This window comes from Prauserella oleivorans (assembly GCF_042685745.1).
Classification (GTDB): Bacteria; Actinomycetota; Actinomycetes; order Mycobacteriales; family Pseudonocardiaceae; genus Prauserella_A; species Prauserella_A oleivorans.
The window spans coordinates 284,986-310,918 of record NZ_JBHUNT010000001.1 but is presented as its reverse complement, the minus strand read 5'-3'; the positions used below and the strand labels follow the sequence as shown (position 1 = coordinate 310,918).

22 protein-coding genes are annotated in these 25,933 nt (G+C 70.0%); 15 read left to right on the top strand and 7 right to left on the bottom strand.

What is annotated here, in order from left to right; all coding sequences use genetic code 11:
• The 14 genes from ACFSZT_RS01445 to ACFSZT_RS01380 all read left to right on the top strand — a co-directional run bounded on the left by ACFSZT_RS01445 (position 1) and on the right by ACFSZT_RS01380 (position 17,551).
• On the top strand, positions 1–786 hold the full coding sequence (locus ACFSZT_RS01445; protein WP_377387521.1) for an NADH-quinone oxidoreductase subunit C: 786 nt from the start codon (positions 1–3) through the stop codon (positions 784–786).
• Positions 783–2,165 carry an NADH-quinone oxidoreductase subunit D gene (locus tag ACFSZT_RS01440; RefSeq protein WP_377387518.1) on the top strand — a complete coding sequence of 461 codons (1,383 nt, stop codon included), beginning with the start codon at positions 783–785 and terminating at the stop codon, positions 2,163–2,165. Before ACFSZT_RS01445 ends, ACFSZT_RS01440 begins: the two co-directional genes overlap by 4 nt.
• Positions 2,162–3,034, top strand: a complete 873-nt coding sequence (nuoE, locus tag ACFSZT_RS01435; RefSeq protein WP_377387516.1) for an NADH-quinone oxidoreductase subunit NuoE — start codon at positions 2,162–2,164, stop codon at positions 3,032–3,034. The genes ACFSZT_RS01440 and nuoE overlap by 4 nt, the downstream gene beginning before the upstream one ends.
• Positions 3,035–3,296: 262 nt before the next feature.
• Entirely contained in the window at positions 3,297–4,580 is a 1,284-nt protein-coding gene (gene nuoF, locus ACFSZT_RS01430; RefSeq protein WP_377387513.1) for an NADH-quinone oxidoreductase subunit NuoF, read from the top strand.
• Entirely contained in the window at positions 4,577–7,048 is a 2,472-nt protein-coding gene (locus tag ACFSZT_RS01425; protein ID WP_377387510.1) for an NADH-quinone oxidoreductase subunit G, read from the top strand. The genes nuoF and ACFSZT_RS01425 overlap by 4 nt, the downstream gene beginning before the upstream one ends.
• Before the next feature lie 11 nt (positions 7,049–7,059).
• Complete coding sequence (gene nuoH, locus ACFSZT_RS01420; RefSeq protein ID WP_377387823.1) at positions 7,060–8,394, top strand: NADH-quinone oxidoreductase subunit NuoH; 1,335 nt, start codon at positions 7,060–7,062, stop codon at positions 8,392–8,394.
• On the top strand, positions 8,381–8,947 hold the full coding sequence (gene nuoI / locus ACFSZT_RS01415) for an NADH-quinone oxidoreductase subunit NuoI (protein ID WP_377387507.1): 567 nt from the start codon (positions 8,381–8,383) through the stop codon (positions 8,945–8,947). The genes nuoH and nuoI overlap by 14 nt, the downstream gene beginning before the upstream one ends.
• Positions 8,944–9,819, top strand: coding sequence for an NADH-quinone oxidoreductase subunit J (locus ACFSZT_RS01410; protein ID WP_377387504.1), 876 nt, complete (start codon positions 8,944–8,946; stop codon positions 9,817–9,819). Before nuoI ends, ACFSZT_RS01410 begins: the two co-directional genes overlap by 4 nt.
• Entirely contained in the window at positions 9,816–10,115 is a 300-nt protein-coding gene (gene nuoK / locus ACFSZT_RS01405; RefSeq protein ID WP_377387501.1) for an NADH-quinone oxidoreductase subunit NuoK, read from the top strand. The genes ACFSZT_RS01410 and nuoK overlap by 4 nt, the downstream gene beginning before the upstream one ends.
• 12 nt (positions 10,116–10,127) lie before the next feature.
• A complete protein-coding gene (nuoL, locus tag ACFSZT_RS01400) occupies positions 10,128–12,026 on the top strand; it encodes an NADH-quinone oxidoreductase subunit L (protein ID WP_377387498.1) in 1,899 nt (632 codons plus the stop codon).
• Positions 12,023–13,579: an NADH-quinone oxidoreductase subunit M gene (locus tag ACFSZT_RS01395; protein ID WP_377387495.1), complete on the top strand. Its 1,557-nt coding sequence runs from the start codon at positions 12,023–12,025 to the stop codon at positions 13,577–13,579. Before nuoL ends, ACFSZT_RS01395 begins: the two co-directional genes overlap by 4 nt.
• Positions 13,580–13,588: 9 nt before the next feature.
• Positions 13,589–15,160, top strand: a complete 1,572-nt coding sequence (gene nuoN / locus ACFSZT_RS01390; RefSeq protein ID WP_377387492.1) for an NADH-quinone oxidoreductase subunit NuoN — start codon at positions 13,589–13,591, stop codon at positions 15,158–15,160.
• Positions 15,161–15,359: 199 nt separating this feature from the next.
• On the top strand, positions 15,360–16,379 hold the full coding sequence (locus ACFSZT_RS01385; RefSeq protein WP_377387489.1) for a polyprenyl synthetase family protein: 1,020 nt from the start codon (positions 15,360–15,362) through the stop codon (positions 16,377–16,379).
• 17 nt (positions 16,380–16,396) lie between these two features.
• Positions 16,397–17,551, top strand: a complete 1,155-nt coding sequence (locus ACFSZT_RS01380) for a sunset domain-containing protein (protein WP_377387486.1) — start codon at positions 16,397–16,399, stop codon at positions 17,549–17,551.
• A 97-nt stretch (positions 17,552–17,648) separates the two neighbouring features.
• Here the strand turns inward: ACFSZT_RS01380 and ACFSZT_RS01375 are convergent, their stop codons facing one another.
• The 3 genes from ACFSZT_RS01375 to ACFSZT_RS01365 form a co-directional block, all read right to left on the bottom strand.
• Positions 17,649–18,713 (bottom strand): 2-oxoacid:ferredoxin oxidoreductase subunit beta, encoded by a 1,065-nt coding sequence (locus ACFSZT_RS01375; RefSeq protein WP_377387483.1) that lies wholly within the window; start codon positions 18,711–18,713, stop codon positions 17,649–17,651.
• Positions 18,710–20,629, bottom strand: a complete 1,920-nt coding sequence (locus ACFSZT_RS01370; protein WP_377387480.1) for a 2-oxoacid:acceptor oxidoreductase subunit alpha — start codon at positions 20,627–20,629, stop codon at positions 18,710–18,712. The genes ACFSZT_RS01375 and ACFSZT_RS01370 overlap by 4 nt, the downstream gene beginning before the upstream one ends.
• A 144-nt stretch (positions 20,630–20,773) precedes the next feature.
• Positions 20,774–21,220, bottom strand: a complete 447-nt coding sequence (locus tag ACFSZT_RS01365) for an Lrp/AsnC family transcriptional regulator (protein WP_377387477.1) — start codon at positions 21,218–21,220, stop codon at positions 20,774–20,776.
• A gap of 73 nt (positions 21,221–21,293) precedes the next feature.
• Between ACFSZT_RS01365 and ddaH the strand changes: the two genes are divergently transcribed.
• Positions 21,294–22,139 carry a dimethylargininase gene (gene ddaH / locus ACFSZT_RS01360; RefSeq protein ID WP_377387474.1) on the top strand — a complete coding sequence of 282 codons (846 nt, stop codon included), beginning with the start codon at positions 21,294–21,296 and terminating at the stop codon, positions 22,137–22,139.
• Positions 22,140–22,285: 146 nt separating this feature from the next.
• Here ddaH and ACFSZT_RS01355 read toward each other — a convergent pair whose 3' ends face one another.
• The 4 genes from ACFSZT_RS01355 to ACFSZT_RS01340 are packed head-to-tail and all read right to left on the bottom strand — an operon-like array spanning position 22,286 to position 25,827.
• Complete coding sequence (locus ACFSZT_RS01355) at positions 22,286–23,185, bottom strand: metal ABC transporter permease (protein ID WP_377387470.1); 900 nt, start codon at positions 23,183–23,185, stop codon at positions 22,286–22,288.
• On the bottom strand, positions 23,172–24,059 hold the full coding sequence (locus ACFSZT_RS01350) for a metal ABC transporter permease (protein ID WP_377387467.1): 888 nt from the start codon (positions 24,057–24,059) through the stop codon (positions 23,172–23,174). Before ACFSZT_RS01350 ends, ACFSZT_RS01355 begins: the two co-directional genes overlap by 14 nt.
• Positions 24,056–24,823 (bottom strand): metal ABC transporter ATP-binding protein, encoded by a 768-nt coding sequence (locus ACFSZT_RS01345; RefSeq protein ID WP_377387464.1) that lies wholly within the window; start codon positions 24,821–24,823, stop codon positions 24,056–24,058. The genes ACFSZT_RS01350 and ACFSZT_RS01345 overlap by 4 nt, the downstream gene beginning before the upstream one ends.
• Positions 24,820–25,827 (bottom strand): metal ABC transporter solute-binding protein, Zn/Mn family, encoded by a 1,008-nt coding sequence (locus ACFSZT_RS01340; RefSeq protein ID WP_377387461.1) that lies wholly within the window; start codon positions 25,825–25,827, stop codon positions 24,820–24,822. The genes ACFSZT_RS01345 and ACFSZT_RS01340 overlap by 4 nt, the downstream gene beginning before the upstream one ends.
• Between the last annotated feature and the right edge of the window lie 106 nt (positions 25,828–25,933).

Genomic DNA, 25,933 nt, shown 5'->3' with positions numbered 1-25,933 from the left:
ATGACTGAGAACGGCCCAGAGAACAACGGTGCAGGGCACCCGGAACCGGGCGGCGAGCAGTCGAGCGCCGACCGCCCGGAGTCCGGACTCGAACCGCGCGGTTCCGAACCCGCGCGGCCCGCGGAGCCGGTGATCGCGGGGCGCGAGCGCAAGGGCATGTTCGGTGTGTCCGGGCCCGGCGACACGTCCGGCTACGGCGGCCTGCGGCTTCCCGCCTACTCGCCACCGCCGGCGGAACGTCCCTACGGCGGGTGGTTCGACGAGTTCGCCGACGAGTTCTACGCGGCACTGGCCGACAACGGGATCCCGGCCGAGGCGATCCAGCAGGTGACCGTGGACCGCGGCGAGATCACCTTCTACGTGGACCGGGAGCACCTGGTCGCCATCTGCCGGGTGCTGCGCGACGATCCCGGACTGCGCTTCGAGATGTGCACCTCGGTGTCCGGTGTGGACTACGGGGAGGACGTTCCGCAGCGGCTGCACTCCGTGTACCACCTGCTGTCGATGACGTACCGGCGGCGGATCCGGCTCGAAGTGACGCTCGATGTGGACGACGCGCACGTTCCGTCCATTGTGGAGGTCTACCCGACGGCCGACTGGCACGAGCGGGAGGCGTGGGACATGTTCGGGATCGTCTACGACGGTCACCCGGCACTGACCCGCATCCTCATGCCCGACGACTGGGACGGGCACCCGCAGCGCAAGGACTACCCGCTCGGCGGGATTCCCGTGGAGTACAAGGGCGCGGAGATCCCGCCGCCCGATCAGCGGAGGTCGTACTCATGACCACAAGCGATCGCATCGCCGACGCGACGACCGGCACCGACACCACACCCGAGGGCAGTGCCAGTGCCGAGCGCGCCCGCTACGCCGAGCACCGGGAGACCACCGAGGGCCGCGTCTACACGGTCTCCGGCGGCGACTGGGACGATGTCCTCTCCGACGCCACGCACGACGAGCGCATGGTCATCAACATGGGCCCGCAGCACCCGTCGACGCACGGCGTGCTCCGGCTGGTGCTGGAGATGGAGGGCGAGACCGTCACGCAGCTGCGGTCGGTCATCGGCTACCTGCACACCGGTATCGAGAAGAACTGCGAGTACCGGACGTGGACGCAGGGCGTCACGTTCGTGACCCGCATGGACTACCTCTCGCCGCTGTTCAACGAGATGGGCTACTGCCTGGGCGTCGAGAAGCTGCTCGGCATCGAGGTGCCGCGCCGGGCCCAGCTGCTGCGGGTGCTGCTCATGGAGCTCAACCGCATCGGTTCCCACCTCGTCTACATCGCCACCGGCGGCATGGAACTGGGCGCCACCACGGCGATGACGCTCGGATTCCGGGAGCGCGAGGAGGTGCTGCACCTGCTGGAGCACCTCACCGGACTGCGCATGAACCACGCGTTCATCCGGCCCGGTGGGCTCGCGCAGGACATGCCGGCCGACTTCCACGAGAAGGTCACCGCGTTCTGCAAGGTGATGGACGAGCGGCTTCCCTTGTACGACAAGCTGTTCACCGGCCAGCCGATCTGGCGCAACCGGCTCAAGGGCGTCGGCTACCTCCCGCTCGACGCGTGCATCGCGCTCGGCGTGACCGGCCCGGTGCTGCGTTCGGCCGGGTTGCCGTGGGATCTGCGCAAGGTCGAGCCCTACTCGTGTTACGACGAGTTCGAGTTCGACGTGCCGACCTCGACCGAGGCGGACTGCTGGGCGCGCTACCTCATCCGCGTCGAGGAGATGCACCAGTCGTTGCGGATCGTCCGGCAGGTGCTGGACAAGCTGGAGCCGGGCCCGGTGATGGTGGAGGACCGCAAGATCGCCTGGCCCGCGCAGCTGTCGATCTCCAGCGACGGCATGGGCAACTCGCTCGAACACGTCCGCAAGATCATGGGCCAGTCGATGGAGTCGCTCATCCACCACTTCAAGCTCGTCACCGAAGGCTTTCGCGTGCCGCCAGGCCAGGTGTACTCGCCGGTGGAGTCGCCGCGGGGCGAGCTGGGCTTCCACCTCGTGTCCGACGGGGGCACCCGGCCGCTGCGGGTGCACGTGCGGGAGCCGAGCTTCGTGAACCTGCAGTCGATGCCGGCGATGGCGGAGGGCGGCCTGGTCGCGGACGTCATCGCGGCCATCGCCTCGATCGACCCGGTGATGGGGGGAGTGGACCGATGACCACACCGTCGCAGCAGCCGTCGCCGACGCCGAAGCCCGGGCGCGATCCTGCCGAGCGGACGCACGCCGCGGCCGGCGAGGACGTCGACGTCATGGCGATCTCGCCGGTACGAGAGGAAGGCATGCTCACCGACGAGCCGCCTGCCGAGACGTTCGGCGCGGACGTCGTGGCACAGGCGAGGGAGATCATCGCGCGCTACCCGCAGTCGCGGTCGGCGCTGTTGCCGATGCTGCACCTGGTGCAGTCGGTGGAGGGCTACGTGAGCCAGGAAGGCGTGGCCTTCTGCGCTGAGCAGCTGGGGCTCTCCGAGGCGGAGGTCAGCGCGGTCGTCACCTTCTACACGATGTACAAGCGCAAGCCGTGCGGCGAGCACCTGGTGAGCGTGTGCACCAACACCCTGTGCGCGGCGCTCGGCGGTGACGCCATCTACCGGCAGCTCGCCGAGCACCTCGGCGAGGACGGGAAACCGCTGGGGCACGAGGAGACGGCGGGCACGCCCGGCGAGCCCGGCTCGATCACCCTGGAGCACGCCGAGTGCCTGGCCGCGTGCGACTTCGCGCCGGTGCTGCAGGTGAACTACGAGTACTACGACAACCAGACCCCGGAAAAGGCCGTCGAGCTGGTCGATTCGTTGCGGCGCGGGGAGAAACCGGCGCCGACGCGCGGCGCGCCGCTGTCGGACTTCAAGTCGGTGGAGCGGCAGCTCGCCGGGTTCTTTCCGGAGGACGACGACCAGTTCCGCATCGACGTCGACGGTCCGTCGCAGGCCGTCGAGACGCTGCGCGGGGCTCAGCTGGCCGCGGAACGGGGCTGGACGGCGCCGGCGATGGCGGAGGACGTACCGCTGCCCGAGGTGGAGGCGAAATGAGCGACACTGCTCTTCTTCCTGCTCATGGAGCCGACGGGTGCGGGTGTCCCGCAGGACACAGTGGAGGCGAAATGAGCGACACTGCTCTTCTTCCTGCTCATGGAGCCGACGGGTGCGGGTGTCCCGCAGGACACAGTGGAGGCGAAATGAGCGACACTGCTCTTCTTCCTGCTCATGGAGCCGACGGGGGTGGGCCCCCGCTGTGGCACGCTTTTTCGCCACAGCAGGGGAGGGTGTCCCGCATGGATGCTGTGGAGGCGAAATGAGCGCGGATCCGATTACCCCGGTACTGACGAAGCGGTGGCTCTCGCCGCAGTCGTGGCGGTTGTCGACCTACGAGAAGCTCGAGGGCTACACGGCGCTGCGCAAGGCACTTGCCGGAACCCCGGAACAGCTGGTGCAGCTCATCAAGGACGCGGGTCTGCGCGGTCGCGGCGGCGCGGGGTTCCCGGCCGGCGTCAAGTGGTCGTTCATGCCGCCGAACGAGGACAAGCCGCACTACCTCGTCATCAACGCCGACGAGGGCGAGCCGGGCACGTGCAAGGACATTCCGCTGATGATGGCGGATCCGCACTCGCTCATCGAGGGCTGCATCATCGCCGCGTACGCGATGCGCTCGCACCACTGCTTCATCTACGTACGAGGTGAGGCGCTGCACCCGATCCGCAGGCTCACCTCGGCGGTGCGCGAGGCGTACGGCGCGGGCTACCTCGGCCGCGACATCCTCGGCACCGGCTTCGACCTCGACATCACGGTGCACGCGGGCGCGGGCGCCTACATCTGCGGTGAGGAGACGGCGCTGCTCGACTCGCTCGAGGGACGCCGTGGCCAGCCGCGCCTCAAGCCGCCGTTCCCCGCCGCGGCCGGGCTGTACGCGGCGCCGACGACGGTGAACAACGTGGAGACGATCGCGAGCGTGCCTTACATCGTCAACGGCGGCGCCGACTGGTTCCGCCAGATGGGGCGGGAGAAGTCGCCGGGGCCGAAGATCTACTCGATCTCCGGCCACGTGGAACGGCCCGGCCAGTACGAGGCGCCGCTCGGCACGACGCTGCGGGAGCTCTTGGAGCTCTGCGGCGGCATGAAGGACGGCATCCCGCTGAAGTTCTGGACGCCGGGCGGTTCGTCGACCCCACTGTTCACCGCGGAGCACCTCGACGTCCCGCTGGACTTCGAGGGCGCCGCCGAGGCGGGTTCGATGCTCGGTACGACGGCGGTGCAGGTGTTCAACGAGACCGTGTCGGTGCCGTGGGCGGTGATGAAGTGGACGCAGTTCTACGAGCACGAGTCCTGCGGCAAGTGCACTCCGTGCCGGGAGGGCACGTACTGGCTGGCGCAGATCCTCGAGCGCATGGTCGAGGGCCGGGGCACCGAGGAGGACATCGACACGCTGCTCGATGTCTGCGACAACATCCTCGGCCGGTCGTTCTGCGCTCTGGGTGACGGCGCGGTCAGCCCGATCACCAGTGGCATCAAGTACTTCCGGGACGAGTTCCTGGCGCTGTGTGAGAGCAACAAGCGCGAGTTGGTGGGAGCCAAGGCATGACGATGGCGCCGGAAGAGCCCAAGGTGGAGGTACCCGAGGGCTACGTCAAGCTGACCATCGACGGCGAGGAGGTCATCGCTGCGAAGGGCGAGCTGCTCATCCGGACCGCCGAGCGGCTGGGCACGGTCATTCCGCGATTCTGCGACCATCCGCTGCTCGATCCGGCGGGTGCGTGCCGCCAGTGCCTCGTCGAGGTGGAGATGGGCGGCAGGCCCATGCCGAAGCCGCAGGCGTCGTGCACGATGACCGTCGCGGACGGCATGGTCGTCAAGACGCAGAAGACGTCGCCGGTCGCGGACAAGGCACAGCAGGGTGTGATGGAGCTCCTGCTCATCAACCATCCGCTCGACTGCCCGATCTGCGACAAGGGCGGCGAGTGTCCACTGCAGAACCAGGCGATGGCCCACGGTAGGCCGGAATCCCGGTTCCGCGACCAGAAGCGTACATTCCCGAAGCCGCTGCCGATCTCCACGCAGGTGCTGCTCGACCGCGAACGGTGTGTGCTCTGCCAGCGTTGTACGCGGTTCTCGGCACAGATCGCGGGCGACCCGTTCATCGACCTGCTCGAGCGGGGCGCGCACCAGCAGATCGGGACGGCGGAGACGGCCGAGCTGTACGACCGGGCTTCGCACACGAGTGCGGGCAAGCCGTTCCAGAGCTACTTCTCCGGCAACACCATCCAGATCTGCCCGGTCGGTGCGCTCACGAGCGCGCAGTACCGGTTCCGGTCGCGGCCGTTCGACCTGGTGTCGTCGCCGAGCGTGTGCGAGCACTGCTCGTCCGGGTGTGCCGAGCGCACCGACTTCCGCCGCGGCAAGGTGATGCGCAGGCTCGCGGGCGAGGACCCGGAGGTCAACGAGGAGTGGATCTGCGACAAGGGCCGGTTCGCCTTCCGCTACACCACGGCGGAGCAGCGGATCCGCAGGCCGCTGGTCCGTGACCCGGCCACCGGCGAGCTGCGGGAGGCTCCGTGGACGGAGGCCCTGCGGGTCGCGGCCGAGGGACTGGCGAAGGCCCGGGACGGCAAGGGTGCCGGCGTGCTGCCGGGCGGCAGGCTGACCGTCGAGGATGTCTACGCCTACAGCAAGTTCGCCCGCGTGGCCCTGCGCACCAACGACATCGACTTCCGCGCCCGGGCGCACTCGGCGGAGGAACTGGACTTCCTCGCCACCCACGTCGTCGGGACGACGCCGGACAACGGGGTCACGTTCACCGCGCTGGAGCACGCGCCGCTGGTGTTGTGTGTGGCGTTCGAGCCCGAGGAGGAGGCGCCTGCCGTCTTCCTGCGCCTGCGCAAGGGCGCCCGCAAGCACGGCGCCAAGGTCGTCCACATCGGACAGTGGAGTACGCCCGCCGTGAGCAAGACGTTCGGCGAGCTCCTGGCCTGTCTGCCGGGTGCCGAGGCGAGTGCCGTGGAGGGCATCGCGGACCACGCCCCGGACGTCGACGAGGCGCTGCGCAAACCCGGCGCCGTCGTGCTGGTGGGCGAGCGGGCCGCGGAGGTGCCGGGACTGTACTCGGCACTGCACCGGCTGGTGGAGCGGACCGGCGCGCAGCTCGCGTGGATCCCGCGCCGCGCGGGCGAGCGCGGTGGCGTCGAGGCCGGGGCTCTGCCCACGCTGCTGCCGGGCGGCCGCGCCGTGACGGATGCGGACGCGCGGGCCGAGGTGGAACGGGCGTGGCAGTTGCCGGAAGGCTCGATCCCCGCGCGGGCCGGCCGTGACACCGGCGAAATCCTGCGCGCACTGGAGGCTGGCGACCTCGACGGCCTGCTGGTCGGTGGTCTCGACGTCGACGATCTGCCGGACCCGGAGCTGGCCCGCCGGGCGCTGGAGACCGCGAGCTTCGTGGTGAGCCTGGAGATGCTGCCGAGCGCGGTCACGGAGTACGCCGACGTGGTGCTGCCCATCGCGGCGATCGACGAGAAGTCGGGCAGCTTCCTCAACTGGGAGGGCCGCCGCCGCGAGTTCTCGGTGACGCTGGAGGGCACGGGCGCGCTGCCGGACTGCCGCGTGCTCGACACCCTTGGCGTGGAGATGGACGCCGACCTGTTCACCCAGACCCCGGCCGCGGCCGCGGGTGACCTCGAGCGGCTGAGCATGCGGCGCACCCCGGTCACCGCGCCCGACGTGCCGCACGAGCCGGCCCCGTCGCCGGGACCCGGACAGGCCGTGCTGGCGACCTGGCGGCAGCTGCTCGACGCCGGGACGCTGCAGATGGACGAGCCGCACCTCGCCGGCACCGCCCGGCGGGTGGTGGCGCGGATGTCGCGCGCCACCGCGGACGGACTCGGCGGCCGGGTCACCGTCTCCACCGACCGCGGTTCGGTCACGCTACCCGTCGAGGTCGCCGACCTGCCGGACGGCGTGGTGTGGTTGCCCGCGAACTCGCCGGGGTCGAAACTCCGCGCCACGCTCGGCGCGGGACACGGTGCCGTGGTGTCGATCGCGGCCGGAGGTGCACAGTGACGTCCACGACGCTGACGCCGTTCCTCGCGCAGGCGCAGGAGCCCCTGACCCGGGCCCAGCTGCTGGCGGACGACCCGCTGTGGCTGATCCTGCTCAAGGCCGTCGTGCTCATGCTGGTGGGCCCGCTGGTCACGGTCGTGATGATCGTGGCCGAGCGCAAGATCGTCGGCCGCATGCAGAACCGGCCCGGCCCCAACCGGGTGGGCCCGTTCGGCATGCTGCAGTCCGTCGCGGACGCGATCAAGCTGCCGTTCAAGGAACAGGTCATCCCGGAGACCGCCGACCGCAAGGTGTACTTCCTCGCACCGGTGATCGCGGTGGTTCCGGCGCTGATCGGGTTCGCCGCGATCCCGTTCGGTCCCGAGGTCTCGATCTTCGGTGAGCGGACCGTGCTGCAGCTGATCGAGCTGCCGGTGAGCGTGCTGCTCATCCTGGCGGGCGCGTCGGTCGGCGTCTACGGCATCGTGCTCGCCGGGTGGGCGTCCGGTTCGCCGTACCCGCTGCTCGGTGGCATGCGGTCGGCCGCGCAGGTGATCTCCTACGAGATCGCGATGGGGCTGGCGATCCTGGGCGTCGTGCTGTACGCGCAGTCGATGGCCACCAGCGGGATCGTCGCGGCACAGGAGAACGGCTGGTACTTCTACCTGCTGCTGCCGAGCTTCCTCATCTACCTGATCTCGATGGTCGGCGAGACCAACCGTGCGCCGTTCGACCTTCCCGAGGCCGAGTCCGAGCTGGTCGGCGGCTTCCACACCGAGTACAGCTCGATGAAGTTCGCCATGTTCTTCCTCGCCGAGTACACGAACATGGCGATCGTCTCGGCGTTCGCGACCACGCTGTTCCTCGGCGGCTGGATGTTCCCGTTCGTGGGGCTCGACTCGCCGCTGAACCAGGGCTGGCTGCCTGTGCTGTGGTTCTTCGTCAAGATGGGCGGGCTGCTGTTCCTGTTCGTCTGGCTGCGGGGCACGCTGCCGCGGTTCCGTTACGACCAGTTCATGAAGCTGGGCTGGAAGGTCCTGGTGCCGGCGGCCCTGGTGTGGCTGCTGCTCATCGCCACGATCCGGGCGGTCCGCAACGAGGGCAACGTCTCCACCGGACAGATCCTCGTCATCGGCGGCATCGTCATCGTGGTGGTCGTTCTGCTGACATTGCTCATCCCGGAGAAGCAGGTGCCGCAGCAGGATTCGGCTCCGCTGACCGGTGGGGGCCACCCCGTTCCGCCGCTGGACCTCAAGGTCCCGGACACGACGCCGCGCCGCAAGGCGCTGCGGGCCAAGGCGAAGTCCGAGGAGAAGAAGCCGGCCGCGCTCGGCTCGTCCAAGGAGGGTTCCGATGGGGATCTTTGATCCGATCAAGGGCTTCGGCGTCACCTTCGGGATGATGTTCAAGAAGGTGGCCACCGAGGAGTACCCGGAGATCGGTGCGCCCGCCGCGCCGCGCTACCACGGCCGCCACCAGCTCAACCGGCATCCCGACGGCCTGGAGAAGTGCGTCGGCTGCGAGCTGTGCGCGTGGGCGTGCCCGGCGGATGCGATCTTCGTCGAAGGCGGCGACAACACGGAGGAGGCCCGGTACTCGCCGGGTGAGCGGTACGGCAAGGACTACCAGATCAACTACCTCCGCTGCATCGGCTGTGGGCTGTGCGTGGAGGCGTGCCCGACACGGTCCCTCACGATGATCAACTTCTACGAGCTGGCCGACGACGACCGGCAGAAGCTGATCTGGACGAAGGAGGACCTGCTCGCACCGCTGCTGCCCGGCATGGAGCAGCCGCCGCACCCGATGCGGCTCGGTGACGACGAGCAGGACTACTACGTCAACGGCCCGGAGCTCGCGCGCGACCGTGGCGTGCCGTCGGGCGAGACCGTCGAAACGTCCGAAGAGAAGGCGATGCAATGAGTTCGCTGACTTCGCTGGTTCTCGCCCAGGCGGGCGCGCAGGCGACCGTCTCGACCGGCGAGGCCGTCGCGTTCTGGGTGCTCGGCCCGATCGCGGTCGCGGGCGCGCTGGGCATGATCTTCGCGCGCAACGCCGTGCACTCCGCGCTGTGGCTCGTGCTGACGATGCTCTCGCTCGGCATGCTCTACCTGGTCCAGCAGGCGCCGTTCCTCGGGTTCACGCAGATCATCGTCTACACCGGCGCGATCATGATGCTGTTCCTGTTCGTGCTGATGATGGTGGGCCGCGAGTCGTCGGACTCGGTGGTCGAGGTGCTCCGGGGGCAACGGCTGGCGGCGGCGGTGCTCGGCATCGGCGTGGCCGGTGTGCTGGCCGGGGCGCTCACCCGTGCGTTCGTCGACGTCGGGGCCGCGGAGCCGCTCAACCCGTGGACAGAGGAGGGTGGCGGCGCCGGCGGGCTCGGCCGGATGATCTTCAGCGATTACCTGTTCCCCTTCGAACTGACGTCGGCACTGCTCATCACCGCCGCGATGGGGGCGATGGTGCTCGGGTTCACCGACCGGCATTCCAAGGCGGGCAGGCGTTCCCAGCGTGAGCTGGTGGTGGCGCGGTTCCGCGGCGAGTACGAGCGGCCCTCGCCGAAACCGGGGCCGGGCGTGTTCGCCACGTCGAACTCCGTCGCCACGCCGGCGCTGCTGCCGGACGGGTCGATCGCGCCGGAGTCGCTGTCGGAGCTCATCGAGTCCACCCCGACCGCGCGGCTGGAGGCGCAACGGCGCCAGGTCACCGGTGAGACGCCGGAACCGGACGCCCACGCGCTCGTCGGCTCGGAGAAACCGGACACCGCGGACCACGGGGAGGAGCGGCCATGACACCGACGTACTACCTGTTGCTGTCGGCGCTGCTGTTCACGATCGGCGCGGTGGGCGTGCTGGTGCGGCGCAACGCGATCGTCGTGTTCATGTGCATCGAGCTGATGCTCAACGCGGTGAACCTGAGCCTGGTGACCTTCGCCCGCATCAACGGCGACATCAACGGTCAGGTGATGGCGTTCTTCGTGATGGTCGTGGCCGCCGCGGAAGTGGTGGTGGGCCTGGCGATCATCATGGCGATCTTCCGCACCCGCCGCTCGGCCTCCATCGACGACACCAACCTCCTCAAGTACTAGGAGCCGGCTCCTGTGATCGCATCATCGTGGCTGTTGATCGCGTTTCCCGCGCTCGGCGCCCTCGTCCTGTTGGTCGGCGGCAACCGCACCAACGCCTGGGGGCACCTGCTGGGCTGCGCGACGGTCATCGCGTCCTTCGTGTACGGCCTGGCGCTGTTCTTCGGCGAGTCGCTGTCCGAGGCCAGTGACACCACGGTCTACTCGTGGATTCCCGTCGAGGCACTGCAGGTCGACCTCGGACTGCGCATCGACCCGCTGTCGGTGACCTTCGTCCTGCTCATCACGGGTGTCGGCGCGCTGATCCACATCTACTCGATCGGCTACATGGCCGAGGACGCGAGCCGGCGGCGATTCTTCGGGTACCTGAACCTGTTCGTCGCCTCGATGCTGGTGCTGGTACTGGGCAACAGCTTCGTGACGCTCTACCTCGGCTGGGAGGGTGTCGGTCTGGCCTCGTACCTGCTCATCGGCTGGTACACCGACCGCCCGTCGGCGGCCACGGCGGCGAAGAAGGCGTTCCTGATGAACCGCGTCGGGGACGTGGGGCTGGCGCTGGCGATCTTCCTGATGTTCAAGCACATCGGCAGCACCTCGTACTCGGAGGTGTTCGCCGGCATCGGCGACGTCTCGCCGGGCGTGGTCACCGCCATCGCGCTGCTTCTGCTGCTCGGCGCGTGTGGCAAGTCGGGCCAGTTCCCGCTGCAGGCGTGGTTGCCCGACGCGATGGAGGGCCCGACTCCGGTGTCGGCGCTCATCCACGCCGCGACCATGGTGACCGCGGGCGTGTACCTCGTCGCCCGCGCCGCGCCGATCTACAACCTCACCGAGGACGGCAGGCTCGTGGTCACGCTCGTCGGTGCGTTCACGCTGCTGCTCGGGTCGATCATCGGCTGTGCCTACGACGACATCAAGAAGGTGCTCGCGTACTCCACGGTGAGCCAGATCGGGTACATGATGCTCGCGGTGGGGCTCGGGCCGTTCGGTTACGCGCTCGGCATCGCCCACCTGCTGACGCACGGCTTCTTCAAGGCCGGGCTGTTCCTCGGCGCGGGGTCGGTCATGCACGCCATGAACGACGAGGTCGACATGCGCAAGTTCGGCGGCCTGGCCAAGCGGATGCCGATCACGGCCGTGACGTTCGGGCTGGGCTACCTCGCGATCATCGGCTTCCCGTTCCTGTCCGGCTTCTACACCAAGGACGCGATCATCGAAGCCGCATTCGGCCAGGAAGGCTGGCGCGGCTGGGTGTTCGGCGGCGCGGCCCTGCTGGCGGCGGGGATCACCGGCTTCTACATGACCCGGCTGGTGCTGCTGACGTTCTTCGGCAAGGAACGCTGGCGCGAGGCCCGCTCGGCGGACGGCCGCGAGTTCCATCCGCACGAGTCGCCACCGGTGATGACCGTGCCGATGATCGTGCTCGCCGTCGGCTCGGTCGCTGCCGGTGCGCTGCTGATCACCGGTGACACGCTCGCCGAGTTCCTGCTGCCGTCGGTCGGCGAGCTCGCCCACAGCGAGCACGGCGTGCTGCCGCACGCCCTGATCCCGTGGCTGACCGTGCTGATCTCCGCGCTCGGTGTCGGTCTGGCGTGGCTGCTGTTCGGGCGCAGGGAAACCTCCGTCGAGCGGCCGCAGAACGTGTCCTGGCCGGTGCGGGCGGCCCGCAAGGATCTCTACGGCAACGCGCTCAACGAGGCCCTCGTCGCCACGCCCGGCCTCTGGCTGACCCGGTTCGCGGTGTTCCTGGACAACCGGGGCGTCGACGGCGCAGTCAACGGGATCGCGGCCGCACTCGGCGGCGGATCCGGTCGCCTGCGCAGACTCCAGACCGGATTCGTCCGCTCGTACGCGCTGTCGATGCTCGGCGGGTCAGTCCTGATCGTCGCCGCCCTGCTGATGGTGAGGTTCGCATGACCTGGCTGCTCGCACTCGTCCTGCTGCCCCTCGTGGGCGCGCTCGCGGTCGCGGCGCTGCGTGCCGACGACCGCCTCGCGACGCTCACCGCCGTGGCGGTGTCCCTGGTGGAACTGGCGCTGGTCGTTCCCCTGTGGCTGAGCTACGACCCCGGTGGCGAACGCATCCAGCAGGCGTCGTCGATGGAATGGATCCCGGCGTTCGGCGTCCACATCTCGTTCGGCATCGACGGCATCGCGCTCGTCATGATCGCCGTCATCGCGCTGCTGGTTCCGGTGGTCATCGGCCTGCTGCACTCGACGGACAGGCTTCCCGAGGGGCGCAGCGCCGGAGGTTTCCTCTCACTGATCCTCGTGCAGGAGGCGCTGACGATCGCCGTGTTCGCGGCGACCGACGTGTTCCTCTTCTACGTCCTGTTCGAGATCATGCTGATCCCGATGTACTTCCTCATCGGCGGCTACGGCGGGCCGAGGCGGCAGTACGCGGCGGTGAAGTTCTTCCTGTACTCGTTCCTGGGCGGGCTCATCATGCTGGCGTCGGCCATCGGCGCCTACTCGCTCGCCGCCGACGAGCTCGGCGAGGGGACGTTCGACTGGGCCACGCTGGTCAGCGTTGTCCGCGACGCTCCGGTGGAAACGCAGATCTGGCTGTTCCTCGGGTTCTTCCTGGCCTTCGCGATCAAGGCGCCGCTCGTGCCGTTCCACACCTGGCTGCCGGACGCCGCGAGCCAGGCGCCCATCGGGGTCACGGTGCTGCTGGTCGGCGTGCTGGACAAGGTCGGCACGTTCGGCTTCCTGCGCTACTGCCTGCCGATGTTCCCGGAGGCCAGCGACCGGCTGGCGCCGCTGGTGCTCGTGCTCGCGGTCGCGGGCGTGCTCTACGGCTCGATCCTGGCGGCCGGGCAGCAGGACATGAAACGGTTCGTCGCCTACGTCTCGATCGCCCACTTCGGATTCATCGCACTGGGCATCTTCGCGTTCACGCCGCAGTCGGTGGCCGGCTCGGCGACGTACATGCTCAACCACAGCCTCGCGACCGGCATGCTGATCCTGGTGGTGGGCATCATCGCCGCCCGCGGCGGGTCCAACCGGATCTCCGACTACGGCGGCATGGCCAAGGTGACGCCGATCCTCGGCGGCATGCTGCTCGTGGCCGGTCTGTCCACATTGTCGCTGCCGGGCACCAACTCGTTCATCAGCGAGTTCCTGGTGCTGCTCGGCTCGTTCGAGACCGAGCCGGCGTACGCGACGATCGCGACGGTCGGCATGGTGCTGGCCGCGGCGTACGTGCTGTGGCTGTACCAGCGGATCATGACCGGCCCGGTGCGCGGTGACGCCCTCGTGGGCGCCGGCGGCGGACCGGGGACCGCGGTGGCTCCCGAGGTCGGGGCGAAGAAGGCCATCCCGGACCTGACCGGCAAGGAGATCGCGGTGCTCGCACCGCTCGTGGTGCTGATCGTCGGGCTCGGGCTCTACCCGAAGCCGGTGCTCGACACGGTGACCCCGTCGGTGGAAGCGACAGTCAACGACGTCACAGCGGTGCAGGAAAGGTAGCCAGCAGCCGTGAACGTATATCTCGTCCAGCAGCAGGTGGAACGCATCGACGCGCCCGCCATCGACTGGGCCGCCATCCTGCCGATGGTCATCATCCTCGGTGCCGCCTGCATCGGGGTGCTGTTCGAGGCGTTCCTGCCCAAACCGCAGCGGTGGCCCGGCCAGGTGGTGCTGAGCCTGGCCGCGCTGGCCGCGGCGGGTATCGCGCTCGGTGCCTACGCCGGTGACGCGCCGGAACGGGGCATCACCACGCTGAGCGGCACGCTCTCGGTCGACCGGCCCGCGCTGTTCCTGTGGGGCACGTTGCTGGCTCTCGCGGTGGCGGCACTGCTGCTGATCGCCGACCGTTCGGTGGAGCCGGGTGGCGCGTTCGTCGCGCAGGCGGGCATCGCGCCGGGCACCGTGCAGGACCGGGCCCAGGTCCGCTCCACCGGCATGCAGACCGAGGTGTTCCCGCTGGCGTTGTTCGCGCTCGGCGGCATGATGGCGTTCTGCGCGGCCAACGACCTGCTCACGATGTTCATCGCGCTCGAGGTGCTCAGCCTGCCGCTGTACCTCATGTGCGGGCTCGCCCGCAGGCGGCGGCTGCTGTCGCAGGAGTCGGCTGTCAAGTACTTCCTGCTCGGGGCGTTCGCGAGCGCGTTCTTCCTCTACGGCCTGGCCATGCTGTACGGCTACGCGGGCTCGGTGCGGCTGGCCGACATCGCCAACGCCTCGGCGGGCACCGACCGGTCGGACACGCTGCTCTTCGCCGGGCTCGGCCTGCTCATGGTGGGTCTGCTGTTCAAGGGCTCGGTCGGCCCGTTCCACACCTGGACCCCGGACGTCTACCAGGGCGCGCCGACCCCGATCACCGCGTTCATGGCCGCCTGCACGAAGGTCGCCGCGTTCGGCGGGATGCTGCGGGTGCTCACGGTCGCGTTCGAGGCGACCAGCTGGGAGTGGCGCGGCGTGCTGTGGGCCGTCGCGATCGTCTCGATGGCGATCGGTGCCGTGCTCGGCCTCACCCAGACCGACGTCAAGCGCATGATCGCCTACTCCTCGATCGCACACGCCGGCTTCCTGCTCGTCGGCACGATGGCGCTGACCGACGACGGCCTGTCCGGGACGCTGTTCTACCTGCTCGCCTACGGGTTCACGACGTTGGCGGCGTTCGGCGTGATCTCGCTGGTGCGGGACTCGTCGGGTGAGGCGACGCACCTCTCGGCGTGGGCAGGCCTGGCGAAGCGCTCGCCCCTGCTGGCGGCGGTGTTCACGTTCCTGCTGCTGGCGCTGGCCGGTATCCCGCTGACGAGCGGGTTCGTCGGCAAGTTCGTGGTGTTCTCGGCGGCGTTGTCCGACGGCATGGCTCCGCTCGTGGTGATCGCGCTGGTCTTCAGTGCCGTGGCCGCGTTCTTCTACCTGCGCGTCGTAGTGCTGATGTACTTCTCCGAGCCCGCACCGGAGGGCCCGACCGTCAGCGTTCCCGGGGCGTTCACCACGGCGGCGATCACGCTGGGTGTCGTGGTGACCCTGCTGCTCGGGGTGCTGCCCGCGTTCGCTCTCGACTGGGCGGGCGCCGGGGGCTTCGCGCTCGGCTGAGGCGCGCCGGACACCCCGTGACGCGGGCGGCGGCCACCCGCCCAAGCACCTGCGCGGGGCCGCGCCGACCGCCGCGCAATCGTTTGCGCGGCGGTGTCGGCAGCATCACGTCTGCGCAGGTCGAGCGGGTGATCGGCGCGTCAACGGTTGCCATTAGGCTGGTGGCGACCGTGACCCAGTGCCGAGAGGGCGGAACGACGTGTCAGTGCGTGATGGCGCCATCGAGGAGTTGCGCGCTGCAGTCGGGCTGCAGATCGCCGATGAGCAGCTCCTGCGGGAGCTCGTCGCCGGGTTGCGCGATGTCGAGGACGTGCTGCGTGACGTCGTGCGCAGTGACGTCCAGGCCGTCAACGAGGCGGCCCGGCACCTGGTGGAGGCGGGCGGCAAGCGATTCCGGCCGCTGTTCACGCTGCTGGCGTCGCAGTTCGGCAACGGCGGCCGGGAGTCGGTGATCACCGCGGCCGCGGCCGTGGAGCTCGTGCACCTCGCGACCCTCTACCACGACGACGTGATGGACGAGGCGACCATGCGGCGCGGCGCGCAGAGCGTCAACGCCCGCTGGGACAACACCGTCGCCATCCTCACCGGCGACTTCCTGTTCGCCCACGCCTCACGTCTCGTGGCCGATCTCGGCACCGACGCGGCCCGCATCATCGCGGAGACCTTCGGCGAGCTCGTCACCGGGCAGATGCGGGAAACGGTCGGCCCCGGCCCGGGCGAGGACCCGATCGAGCACTACCTGAGCGTGATCGCGCAGAAGACCGGCTCGCTCATCGCCACCTCCGGCCGATTCGGCGGCATGCTCTCGAACTCGCCGCAGGAGTACATCGACGCGCTGTGCCGGTTCGGCGAGATCATCGGCACCGCATTCCAGATCTCCGACGACATCATCGACATCGACTCACCCTCGGCCGAGCTGGGCAAGTCGCAGGGCACCGACCTGCGCGAGGGCGTCCGCACGTTGCCGATGCTCTACGAGCTCGCAGAGGACCGCCCGGATCCGCGGCTGGCCGAACTGCTCAGCGGTCCCATCACCGACGACGAGCTCGTCGACGAGGCGCTCGGACTGCTGCGGCGCTCGCGTGGTCTGGAACGCGCGCGGGAGACCCTGTCCGACTACGCTCGGCGCGCGAGGACGGAGCTGGCGGCGCTGCCGCCGTCTCCGGCGCGGGATGCCTGCGAATCGGTCGCCGATTACCTCGTCGCCCGCACCCACTGAGAGAGGACAGCGCAGCGATGTCCATTTTCGGGCAGGTATGGGTGTTCAGCGCGATCGCGTTCGTGCTGGGAGCGCTCCTGGCCTGGCTCTTCCTCGTCCGACCGGCACAACGTCGCATCCGCGAGCTCGAGCGCAGACTGGCGGCCAGTGAGTCCGAGCCGGCGCCGGTGGCCGAGCCGGAACCCCGGGCCCCGTCGGCGAAGCCCTCGGCCGACGAGCCCGCGGACGAGGACGTGGCACCGATGACGCGCCGGTTCGTGCCCGCCGGGCAGCAGCCGGACGACACGGAGACGACCCAGCACATCACCCGGCCCACGGAGTGGATGGAGCGCGACAGCCTCGAGGAGTACCGGGCGCGACGCGGCGAGCCGGAGCGGCCCGTCGAGGAGGACGACCTCCACCCCGCCGAGCAGCCGTGGGACGCGGAGCAGGACCGTCCCGACGTGGCATCGGTGCTGTCGCCGGACGACTCCATGCGCAGCGGGCCACGCGCCGATGGGCCGTTCCAGCCGACCGAACCTCGGCAGCTGCCGGATCCGGCCCCCGAACCCGAGCAGCCGGAGCCAAAGCGGTCGGGCAGCCTGTTCGAACCCGGGGCGTACGAGCCGCAGGAAACGGCCCCGCCCGAGCGGCCGGCCACACCGCCGCCCGCGGAAACGCCCGAGCCGGATGACGCGCCTCCCGCCTACGCGTTCGGCGAGGCCGGCGCCACGCCGGACGACGACGCCGTCAACCAGACTCAGGTCCTGCCGAAGCGGCAGCCGAGGAAGCCCGCGGGCGGGTTCGATCCGCCGAAGCCGATCCAGCCGTCCATGCGGCCGGTGACCCGCCGGGAACCCGACACCACCGGCGTGCAGAGCGGGTCGCTCTTCGAACCCACCGTCGCGCCCGGCGCCGGACCCGCGCCTGCCCGCGAGCCCGCCCCGCCGTCCGCCGCCGAGCCCGTTCGGGACGAGGGCGCCGACTCGGCACCCCCCGGGCCTTTCGGTCCCGGCTCCGCCATGCCGCTGCCGGGCGGTGCGAGCCCTTCCGAGGAGTTCACCGTGAAGGCCAGCGTGACGGCGCTGCGGTACTGCACGGAGGATTCCCCGCACTACCCGCGCATGGTCGCCGAGGTCTGGTTCCGCACGCCCGCCGATGCCGAGCGCGTGGGTTTCCGCCCACTGGGCTGACCGGCAACCCGGTAGCACCCACGACGAACACGACGAAGCCCCCACCGGTCCGGAAGACCGATGGGGGCTTTGTCGTGTTCTGTGCTCGCTGCCCTCGTTACGAGACCGTCCAGGTGTCCTTGCCGGTGAGCAGGGCCTGCAGGTCGGGCTGCTTGGCCTGGCGGGCCTGCTCGATCTGGGCGCGGGCCTGGTCGTCGTAGGTCTCGCGGCTGACCTGGCGGAAGATGCCGGTCGGCGTGTGGTTGAGGTGCTGGTCGCCGAGGCGGGACAGCGCGAAGGCGTAGGCGGTGTCGGGCACGGTCGGGTCGTGGACGACGAGGTTGTCCTCGCCGATCTCGGCGACCTTGCCGACCTCCAGTCCGCCGTAGCGGGTGGTGGTGACGCCGTACTCGCCGTCGGGGCCGAATCGGATCGGCTCGCCCGCCTTCAGCGGGATGATCCGGTGCGCGGCCTCGTCGGAGTCCTTGAGCACGTCGAACGCGCCGTCGTTGAAGATCGGGCAGTTCTGGTAGATCTCCACGAACGCCGAGCCGCGGTGCTGGGCGGCGGCGGTGAGGACCTCGGTCAGGCCCTTCTTGTCCGAGTCCAGCGCGCGGCCGACGAACGAGGCCTCGGCGCCCAGCGCGAGCGACACCGGGTTGAACGGGGTGTCCAGCGACCCCATCGGAGTCGACTTGGTGACCTTGCCCGGCTCGCTCGTGGGCGAGTACTGGCCCTTGGTCAGCCCGTAGATCCGGTTGTTGAACAGCAGGATCTTGAGGTTGACGTTGCGCCGCAGGGCGTGGATCAGGTGGTTGCCGCCGATGGAGAGCGCGTCGCCGTCACCGGTGACGACCCACACCGACAGGTCCGGCCGGGTGGTGGCCAGGCCGGTCGCGATGGCGGGCGCGCGGCCGTGGATGGAGTGCATCCCGTAGGTGTTCATGTAGTACGGGAAGCGCGACGAGCAGCCGATCCCGGAGACGAACACGATGTTCTCGCGCTTGAGGCCCAGGGTCGGCAGGAACGACTGGATGGTGTTGAGCACGACGTAGTCGCCGCAGCCCGGGCACCAGCGCACTTCCTGGTCGGACTTGTAGTCCTTGGCCTTCTGCGGCTCGTCGGTGCTGGGGACCAGGTCGAGCCCGCCCATGCGGGGCAGACCCAGGTCGGTGGCCGTCACTGGATGGCCTCCTTGTCGCTGCTGGTGATGATGTCGGTGAAGACGCCTTCGAGCTCTTCGGCCTTGAACGGCAGTCCGGCGACCTTGGTGTAGGACTCGATGTCGGTGAGGTACTTCGCGCGCAGCAGCATCGCCAGCTGCCCGAGGTTCATCTCCGGCACGACCACGCGGTCGTAGGAGGCGAGCACGTCGGCGAGGTTGCCCGGCAGCGGGTTGAGGTGGCGCAGGTGCGCCTGAGCGATCGGCAGGCCCTTCTTGCGCACCCGCCGGCACGCGGCGCCGATCGGGCCGAACGTCGAACCCCAGCCCAGCGCCAGCACCCGTGCCTGCCCGCCGCTCGGGTCGTCGACCACGACATCGGGAACGTCGATGCCGTCGACTTTGGCCTGGCGCAGCCGCACCATCTTGTCGTGGTTGTCGGGGTCGTAGGAGATGTTGCCCTTGCCGTCGGCCTTCTCCAGACCACCGATGCGGTGCTGCAGACCCGGGGTGCCCGGCACCGCCCACTCGCGGGCCAGCGTCTCCGGATCCCGCACGTACGGCCAGTGCTCGCCGGAGCCGTCGGGGGCGTTCGGCTCGCTCGCGAACGTCACGCGCAGGTCGGGCAACTCGTCCACGTTCGGGATCAGCCACGGCTCCGAGCCGTTGGCGATCGCGCCGTCGGAGAGCAGCAGCACCGGGGTGCGGTAGGTGAGCGCGATCCGGGTGGCCTCCAGCGCCGCGTCGAAGCAGTCGGCGGGGGAGCACGGCGCGATCACCGGCACCGGCGACTCGCTGTTGCGGCCGAACATCGCCTGCAGCAGGTCGGCCTGCTCGGTCTTGGTCGGCAGCCCGGTCGACGGGCCGCCGCGCTGCACGTCGATGACCAGCAGCGGCAGCTCGGTCATCACACCGAGCCCGATCGTCTCGCTCTTCAGCGCGATGCCCGGGCCGGAGGTCGAGGTCACGCCCAGCGCGCCGCCGTAGGCCGCGCCCAGCGCCGCGCCGATGCCGGCGATCTCGTCCTCGGCCTGGAACGTGGTGATGCCGAAGTTCTTGTGCTTGGACAGCTCGTGCAGGATGTCCGACGCCGGGGTGATCGGGTACGTGCCCAGCAGCACCGGCAGCCCGGAGCGTTGCCCGGCCGCCACGATCCCGTAGGCGAGCGCGGTGTTGCCGGTGATCTGCCGGTAGGTGCCCGCGGGCAGCTTCGCCGGCGCCACCTCGAACGTGGTGCCGAACGCCTCGGTCGTCTCGCCGTAGTTCCAGCCCGCGCGGAACGCCAGGATGTTCGCCTCGGCGATCTCCGGCTTCTTCGCGAACTTCTCCCGCAGGAACGCCTCGGTGCCCTCCGTCGGACGGTGGTACATCCACGACAGCAGGCCGAGCGCGAACATGTTCTTGCAGCGCTCGGCGTCCTTCTTGCCGAGGCCGGTCTCCGCGAGCGCACCCTGCGTCAGGGTCGACATCGCCACCCGGTGCACCTCGAACGCCGAGAGCGTGTCGTCCTCGAGCGGGTCCGAGGAGTAGCCCACCTTGGTCAGGTTGCGCTTGGTGAACTCGTCGGTGTTGACGATGACGGTGCCGCCCTTGGGCACGTCACCCAGGTTCGCCTTCAGCGCCGCCGGGTTCATCGCCACCAGCACGTCCGGCCGGTCGCCCGGGGTGAGGATGTCGTAGTCGGCGAAGTGCACCTGGAAGCTCGAGACGCCCGGGATGGTGCCCTGCGGCGCGCGGATCTCCGCCGGATAGTTCGGCAGTGTCGCCAGGTCATTCCCGAAGGCCGCCGCCTCGGAGGTGAACCGGTCGCCCGTCAGCTGCATACCGTCGCCGGAGTCACCCGCGAACCGGATCACGACGCGGTCGAGCTGATTGACCTCCGTGGGACGCGTAGCCGACAGGGCCCCCGTGCCACTGCCGTTCGCACTCGTGCTCATGGGCCAGGAAATCCCTCTCTCACGACTAGCGCGCGCGGCGCTCAATACTTCGAGATTACTTGTTGTTTTCAGGGCGAGTGCAGGGGTGTGATCCTGCTTACCTGTGACCGCCGGGTAACAGGCTCACGGTCTCACGGCGTGGGATCAGTCGGCCGGGTGGGGCGAGCGTTCCAGCAGTGTGGACAGCACCACCGTGGACACCGTCCGGTCGATGATCTCCAAGCCGCGCAGGCGTTCCAGCGCTGCCTCGAGGTGGTGGATGTCCGCCGCGCGCAGGTGCACGATCGCGTCCGCGGCACCGGAGACGGTGTACGCCGCGACCACCTCCGGCAACGGTTCCAGGTGTGCCCGGATGCGCGCGGGCGAAACGTTGCCCTGGCAGTGGACCTCCACGAACGCCTCGGTGCCCCAGCCGAGCGCCTCCGGGTCCACCACGGCCGTGAAGCCGCGCAGCACCCCCTCGTCGAGCAGCCGGTCGACCCTGCGCTTGACCGCGGGCGCCGACAGTCCCACCACCTTGCCGATCTCGGCGTAGCTCGAGCGCGCGTTCGCGACGAGGCATGAAACGATTCGCTGGTCCAGAGTGTTCACACGCAATGAGTAGCACACCACTGCGCAATCAACGTCGATTGATTGCGTGACCGGGCGGATCTACATTCGAAGTATGACGGACACCGAGCTGCCCGTACGTGTTCCGACGCCCCGCCATTACCTGATGTGCCCGCCGCGGTACTTCGCCGTGGACTACGCCATCAACCCCTGGATGGATCCGAGCCGTCCCGTCGACACCGAGCTCGCCATGCGCCAGTGGACGGCCCTGCGGGACACCTACCGCGAGCTCGGCCACACCGTGGACGAGGTGCCGCCGGAGCCGGGTCTTCCGGACATGGTGTTCGCCGCCAACTCCGGCACCGTCATCGACGGCCAGGTGCTCGGCGCGCGGTTCCGGGCGCGGGAGCGCGCCGCCGAGGCCGAGCACTTCCGGCGCTGGTTCGTCGAACACGGGTTCCGTGACGTCACGATGCCCCGGCACATCAACGAGGCCGAGGGCGATTTGGCCTGGACCGGGCGGCTGCTGCTCGCCGGCACCGGGTTCCGCACCGAACCGGCCGCGCACGCCGAGGCGCAGGAGGCGCTCGGGGTGCCCGTGGTGTCGCTGCGCCTGGTCGACCCGCGCTACTACCACCTCGACACCGCGCTGTTCGTCCTCGCCGAGGCCACCGAGACGGCGCCCGCGCAGATCGCCTACTACCCGGGCGCGTTCTCCCGCGGCTCGCGGCGGGCGCTCGAACGGCTGTTTCCCGACGCCGTGATCGCCGACGCCGACGACGCTGCCTGCTTCGGGCTCAACGCCGTCTCCGACGGCCGCCACGTCGTGCTGCCGGTCGAGGCGACCGCCCTCGCGGACCGGCTGGCCGAGCGCGGGTTCGAGCCGGTGTTCGTCGACGTCTCCGAGCTCCGTAAGGCCGGTGGCGGGCCCAAGTGCTGCACTCTCGAGGTGCGCAAGTAGCCGCCGTGTCTGCCGTTCGCGTCGCCGTGTGCGCTGTCAGGGTCGCCGTGTCTGCCGTTCGTGGTGGTTCGTCGGCCGGCAAACGGCGTGGACCGTGCGCCGCGAGCCTTCCCTGAGGCGTCCGGCATTGCGCCAGCCGGACGCGTTCACCCGACCTTGGCACCGGCCGCCCGCGGTGCGGACCGGCGCGCGCGACGGCGCCAGACCAGCCCACGCCGTGGTGCCAGCAGCAGCGTCAGCAGGAACAGCGCTCCGCTGGTCAGGCCGATGGTGCCCGGGATGGAGGTGTCGAGCGAGATCGCGATGCGGTGCCCGGCGAACGAGCTCAGCCATCCCGCAGCGACGGCGACCACGAGCATCGTGCCGAGGCGGTGCACGAGCAGCCGCGCCGTGGACGCCGGCACGACGAAGAACGTGATGACCAGAATCGCGCCCACGCTGTCGAAGGCCACAACGGCGAGCCCGGCCACCGCGACCAGCAGGACCTGGCCGGCGAGCCTGCCGCGCAGGCCCCCCAGTTCGGCGAACGCCGGATCGAACGACGCGGCGTGCAGCGGCCGCCACAGCAGGACGACCAGCAGCACGGTCACCAGCGTCGCCGCGCCGGTGACCACCAGCGACCGCGGCACGTCGACCCCGGCGATGTCCATGGTGCGAAGCGGCGCGAAGGTGAGGTCGCCGTAGATCGCCGAGTCCAGGTCGATGTGCGCGCCCGAGGCGAACCGGCTGATGCCGAGGATGCCGAGCGAGAACAGCGCGGGAAAGATCAGTGCGAGCGCGGCGTCCGACCCGACGAGCCCGGTACGCCGCAGCCAGTCGAACCCCACCACACACACCACGCCGAACGCCGTCGCGCCGAGGACGGTGGCCGCTGAGGCGCGCTCGCCGGTCAGCAGGAAGATCAGCACGATGCCGGGCAGCACCGCGTGGCTGACCGCGTCGGGGAGCAGGGCCTGCCTGCGCAGCACGAGAAAGCTGCCGAGCAGGGCACACGAGGTGGACAGCAGCCCTGCGATCACGATGATCATCACGTCATCGGGAGACACGTGTCCTCCTGGTCCTGGCGCGGGCGATGATGCCGCGCCGGGGTGCGAAGGTCACCGAGAGCATGGCGAGCGCGGTCGCGAGGAGCACGATCACCGGCCCGGCCGGCAACTCGGCACGGCCGGACACGAGCCCGCCGACCGCCCCGCACAGCGCGCCGATCGCCCCGGAGAGCGGTAGCAACACGGCAAGCCGGTTGGTCAGCTGGCGGGCCGCGACGACCGGCGCGACGAGCAGCGCCACCATGAGGATCGCGCCGACCGTCCGCACGCCGAGCACCACGGCCAGCGCGAGCAGTCCGGTGCCGGCCGCGTCGACCGCCCACGTGGGCACACCGGCCACCGCCGTGAACCCCGGGTCGAACGTCGCCGAGCGCAGCAGCCGGAAGCCGAGCACGATCGCCACCACGGCCACCGCGCCGAGCACGACGGCCACCACGATGTCGCGCTCGACCAGGCCGGCGGCCTGGCCGAGCAGGTAGTTGTCGAGGCCGGACTGTTCCGCGTCGCCGCTGCTCGCGATGCCGGTGAGCAGCACGATGCCGAGCGTCAGCGACACCGACAGCACCACGCCGATCGCCGCGTCGGAATGCAGTCTTCCGGTGCGTTCGAGCGCGATCATGGCGAACGCCGCCAGCGCCGCCGAGATCGCCGCACCCAGCAGCAGCAGCTCCGGGATCTTGGCGCCGGTCACGAGGAACGCCACCGCCACACCGGCCAGCGTGCCGTGGCTCATGGCGTCGCCGAACATGCTGCGCTGCCGCAGCACCGCCAGGGGACCGAGCAGCCCCGCCACGAACCCGACCACCGCGGTGCCCACCACCACGACCGCGTCGGGATAGGACAGCGGCAGGGCGTCGAGCAGCGAACCGATCATGAGTTCGGCACCAGCGGAGCCATGCCGTACGCGCGCTCCAGGTGCTCGGGGGTGAGCACCCGCGCCGGGTCGCCCGCCGCGACGACGGTGCCCGCCATGAGCACGGCGTGCTCGAACCGTTCCAGCACGGTGCGCAGGTCGTGGTGCACGGCGATCACCGACGTGCCGTCGCGGCACAGGCCGGTGAGCACCTCCAGCAAGGCCGACTCCGTGCGCGCGTCGACGGCGGTGAACGGCTCGTCGAGGATCACCAGATCGGCCTGCTGGGCCAGGGCCCGGGCCAGGAACACACGTTGCCGCTGGCCACCGGAGAGCTCGTCGATGGGACGGTCGGCGAGGTCGGCCACGCCGACCTGGTCCATGGCCGAGGCCACGAGCTCGTCGTCGTGCCTGGTGAGCCTGCGCAGCCATCCGCGATGCGGGTAGCGGCCCATCTCGACCACCTGCACGGCGGTGATGGGGAAGTCCTGCGCGACGCTGTCCTGCTGCGGCACGTACGCCACACGCCTGCGGACCCGCTTGAGCGGCTCACCGAGCAGCCGCACGCTGCCGCGCACCGACGGCACCAGTCCCAGCGCGGCCTTGACCATCGTGGACTTTCCCGCACCGTTCGGCCCCACCACGGCGCTCAGCACGCCGGGTGGGATGTCGACGCTCACGCCCTCGATCACGGGTCTGCCGCCGTAGGAGGCACTCAGCTCGTGCAGGGTCATGGCCGCGGGGGCCTGCGTGCCCTGGTCCGCCGTCGTGCTCGTCGTCCTCATTCCAGCCCCTTCACGAGCGTCGTGGCATTGGCCCGCACCATGCCGAGGTAGGTCCCTTCCGGGGTTCCGTCGCCGCCGGCCGTGTCGGAGTACAGCTCACCTCCGATGGTCACCTCGCCGCCCTGCTGCCGCACGGCCGCCAGCACCGAGCCGAGCGTCTGCTGCGACACACTGGTCTCGAGGAACACCGACCGCACACCGCTGCGGGCGATGCGCGAGGCGACCCGCGAGATGTCGGCGGTCGTGGCCTCCTGCTGCGTGGAGATGCCCTGGATCGCGACGACCTCCATGCCGAAGGCCCGGCCGAAGTAGCGGAACGCGTCGTGTGAGGTGATGAGCCTGCGCTGTCCGGGCGGGATCCGCTCGATCCGGCGCCGCACCTCCTCGGCGGTGGCGAGCACCTCGGCGCGGTAGCTCGCGCCGCGCCGCGCGTAGTCGGCGGCGTTGCGGGGATCGAGCTCGGCCATGTGCTCGGCGATGGCGTCGACGACGTGCGCCCACAGCCTCGGGTCGTGCCAGATGTGCGGGTCGTGCTCTTCTTCCGGAGCCGCGCCCGAGGGCGGGTCCAGCAGGAGGTGCTCCGGCACGCTCGCGCCCGCGAACAGCACCGGCTTGGTGCGGGCGATCTCGAGCAGGGTCTGCTGCAGAGAGCCCTCCAGGTACAGGCCGACCGCGATCACCCCGTCGGCCCGGCGCATCTCGGTGAGGTCGCTCGCCTTGGCCTGGTAGAGGTGCGGGTCGACGCCGGGGCCCATGAGCCGCACCGTCTCGACGTCGTCGCCGCCGATGCGCCGCACGGTGTCGTCGAGGAAGTTGGTGGTGGTGACCAGGCGCAGCGTGTCGTCGTCCTCGTCGCCCGGTGGCTGGAGGGCATAGCCGACGGCGCCCGAGAGTGCCAGCACGAAGACCGTGGCCAGTGCGACAAGCGCGCGCCGGTCCTTCCTACGGGTCCGGCGGCGCCGCTGCGCTCTCGCCCGGATGCGCTCGGTGTCGGTCGCGTCCATCGGCCTCCCCGGTGTTTCGGTGCGCCGAACTTTACTATACGCAACGCCGAACCCACTCGCCCAGTGGTCGATGTCCGCGAATGACCCACCACGGGCCCCCATTTTC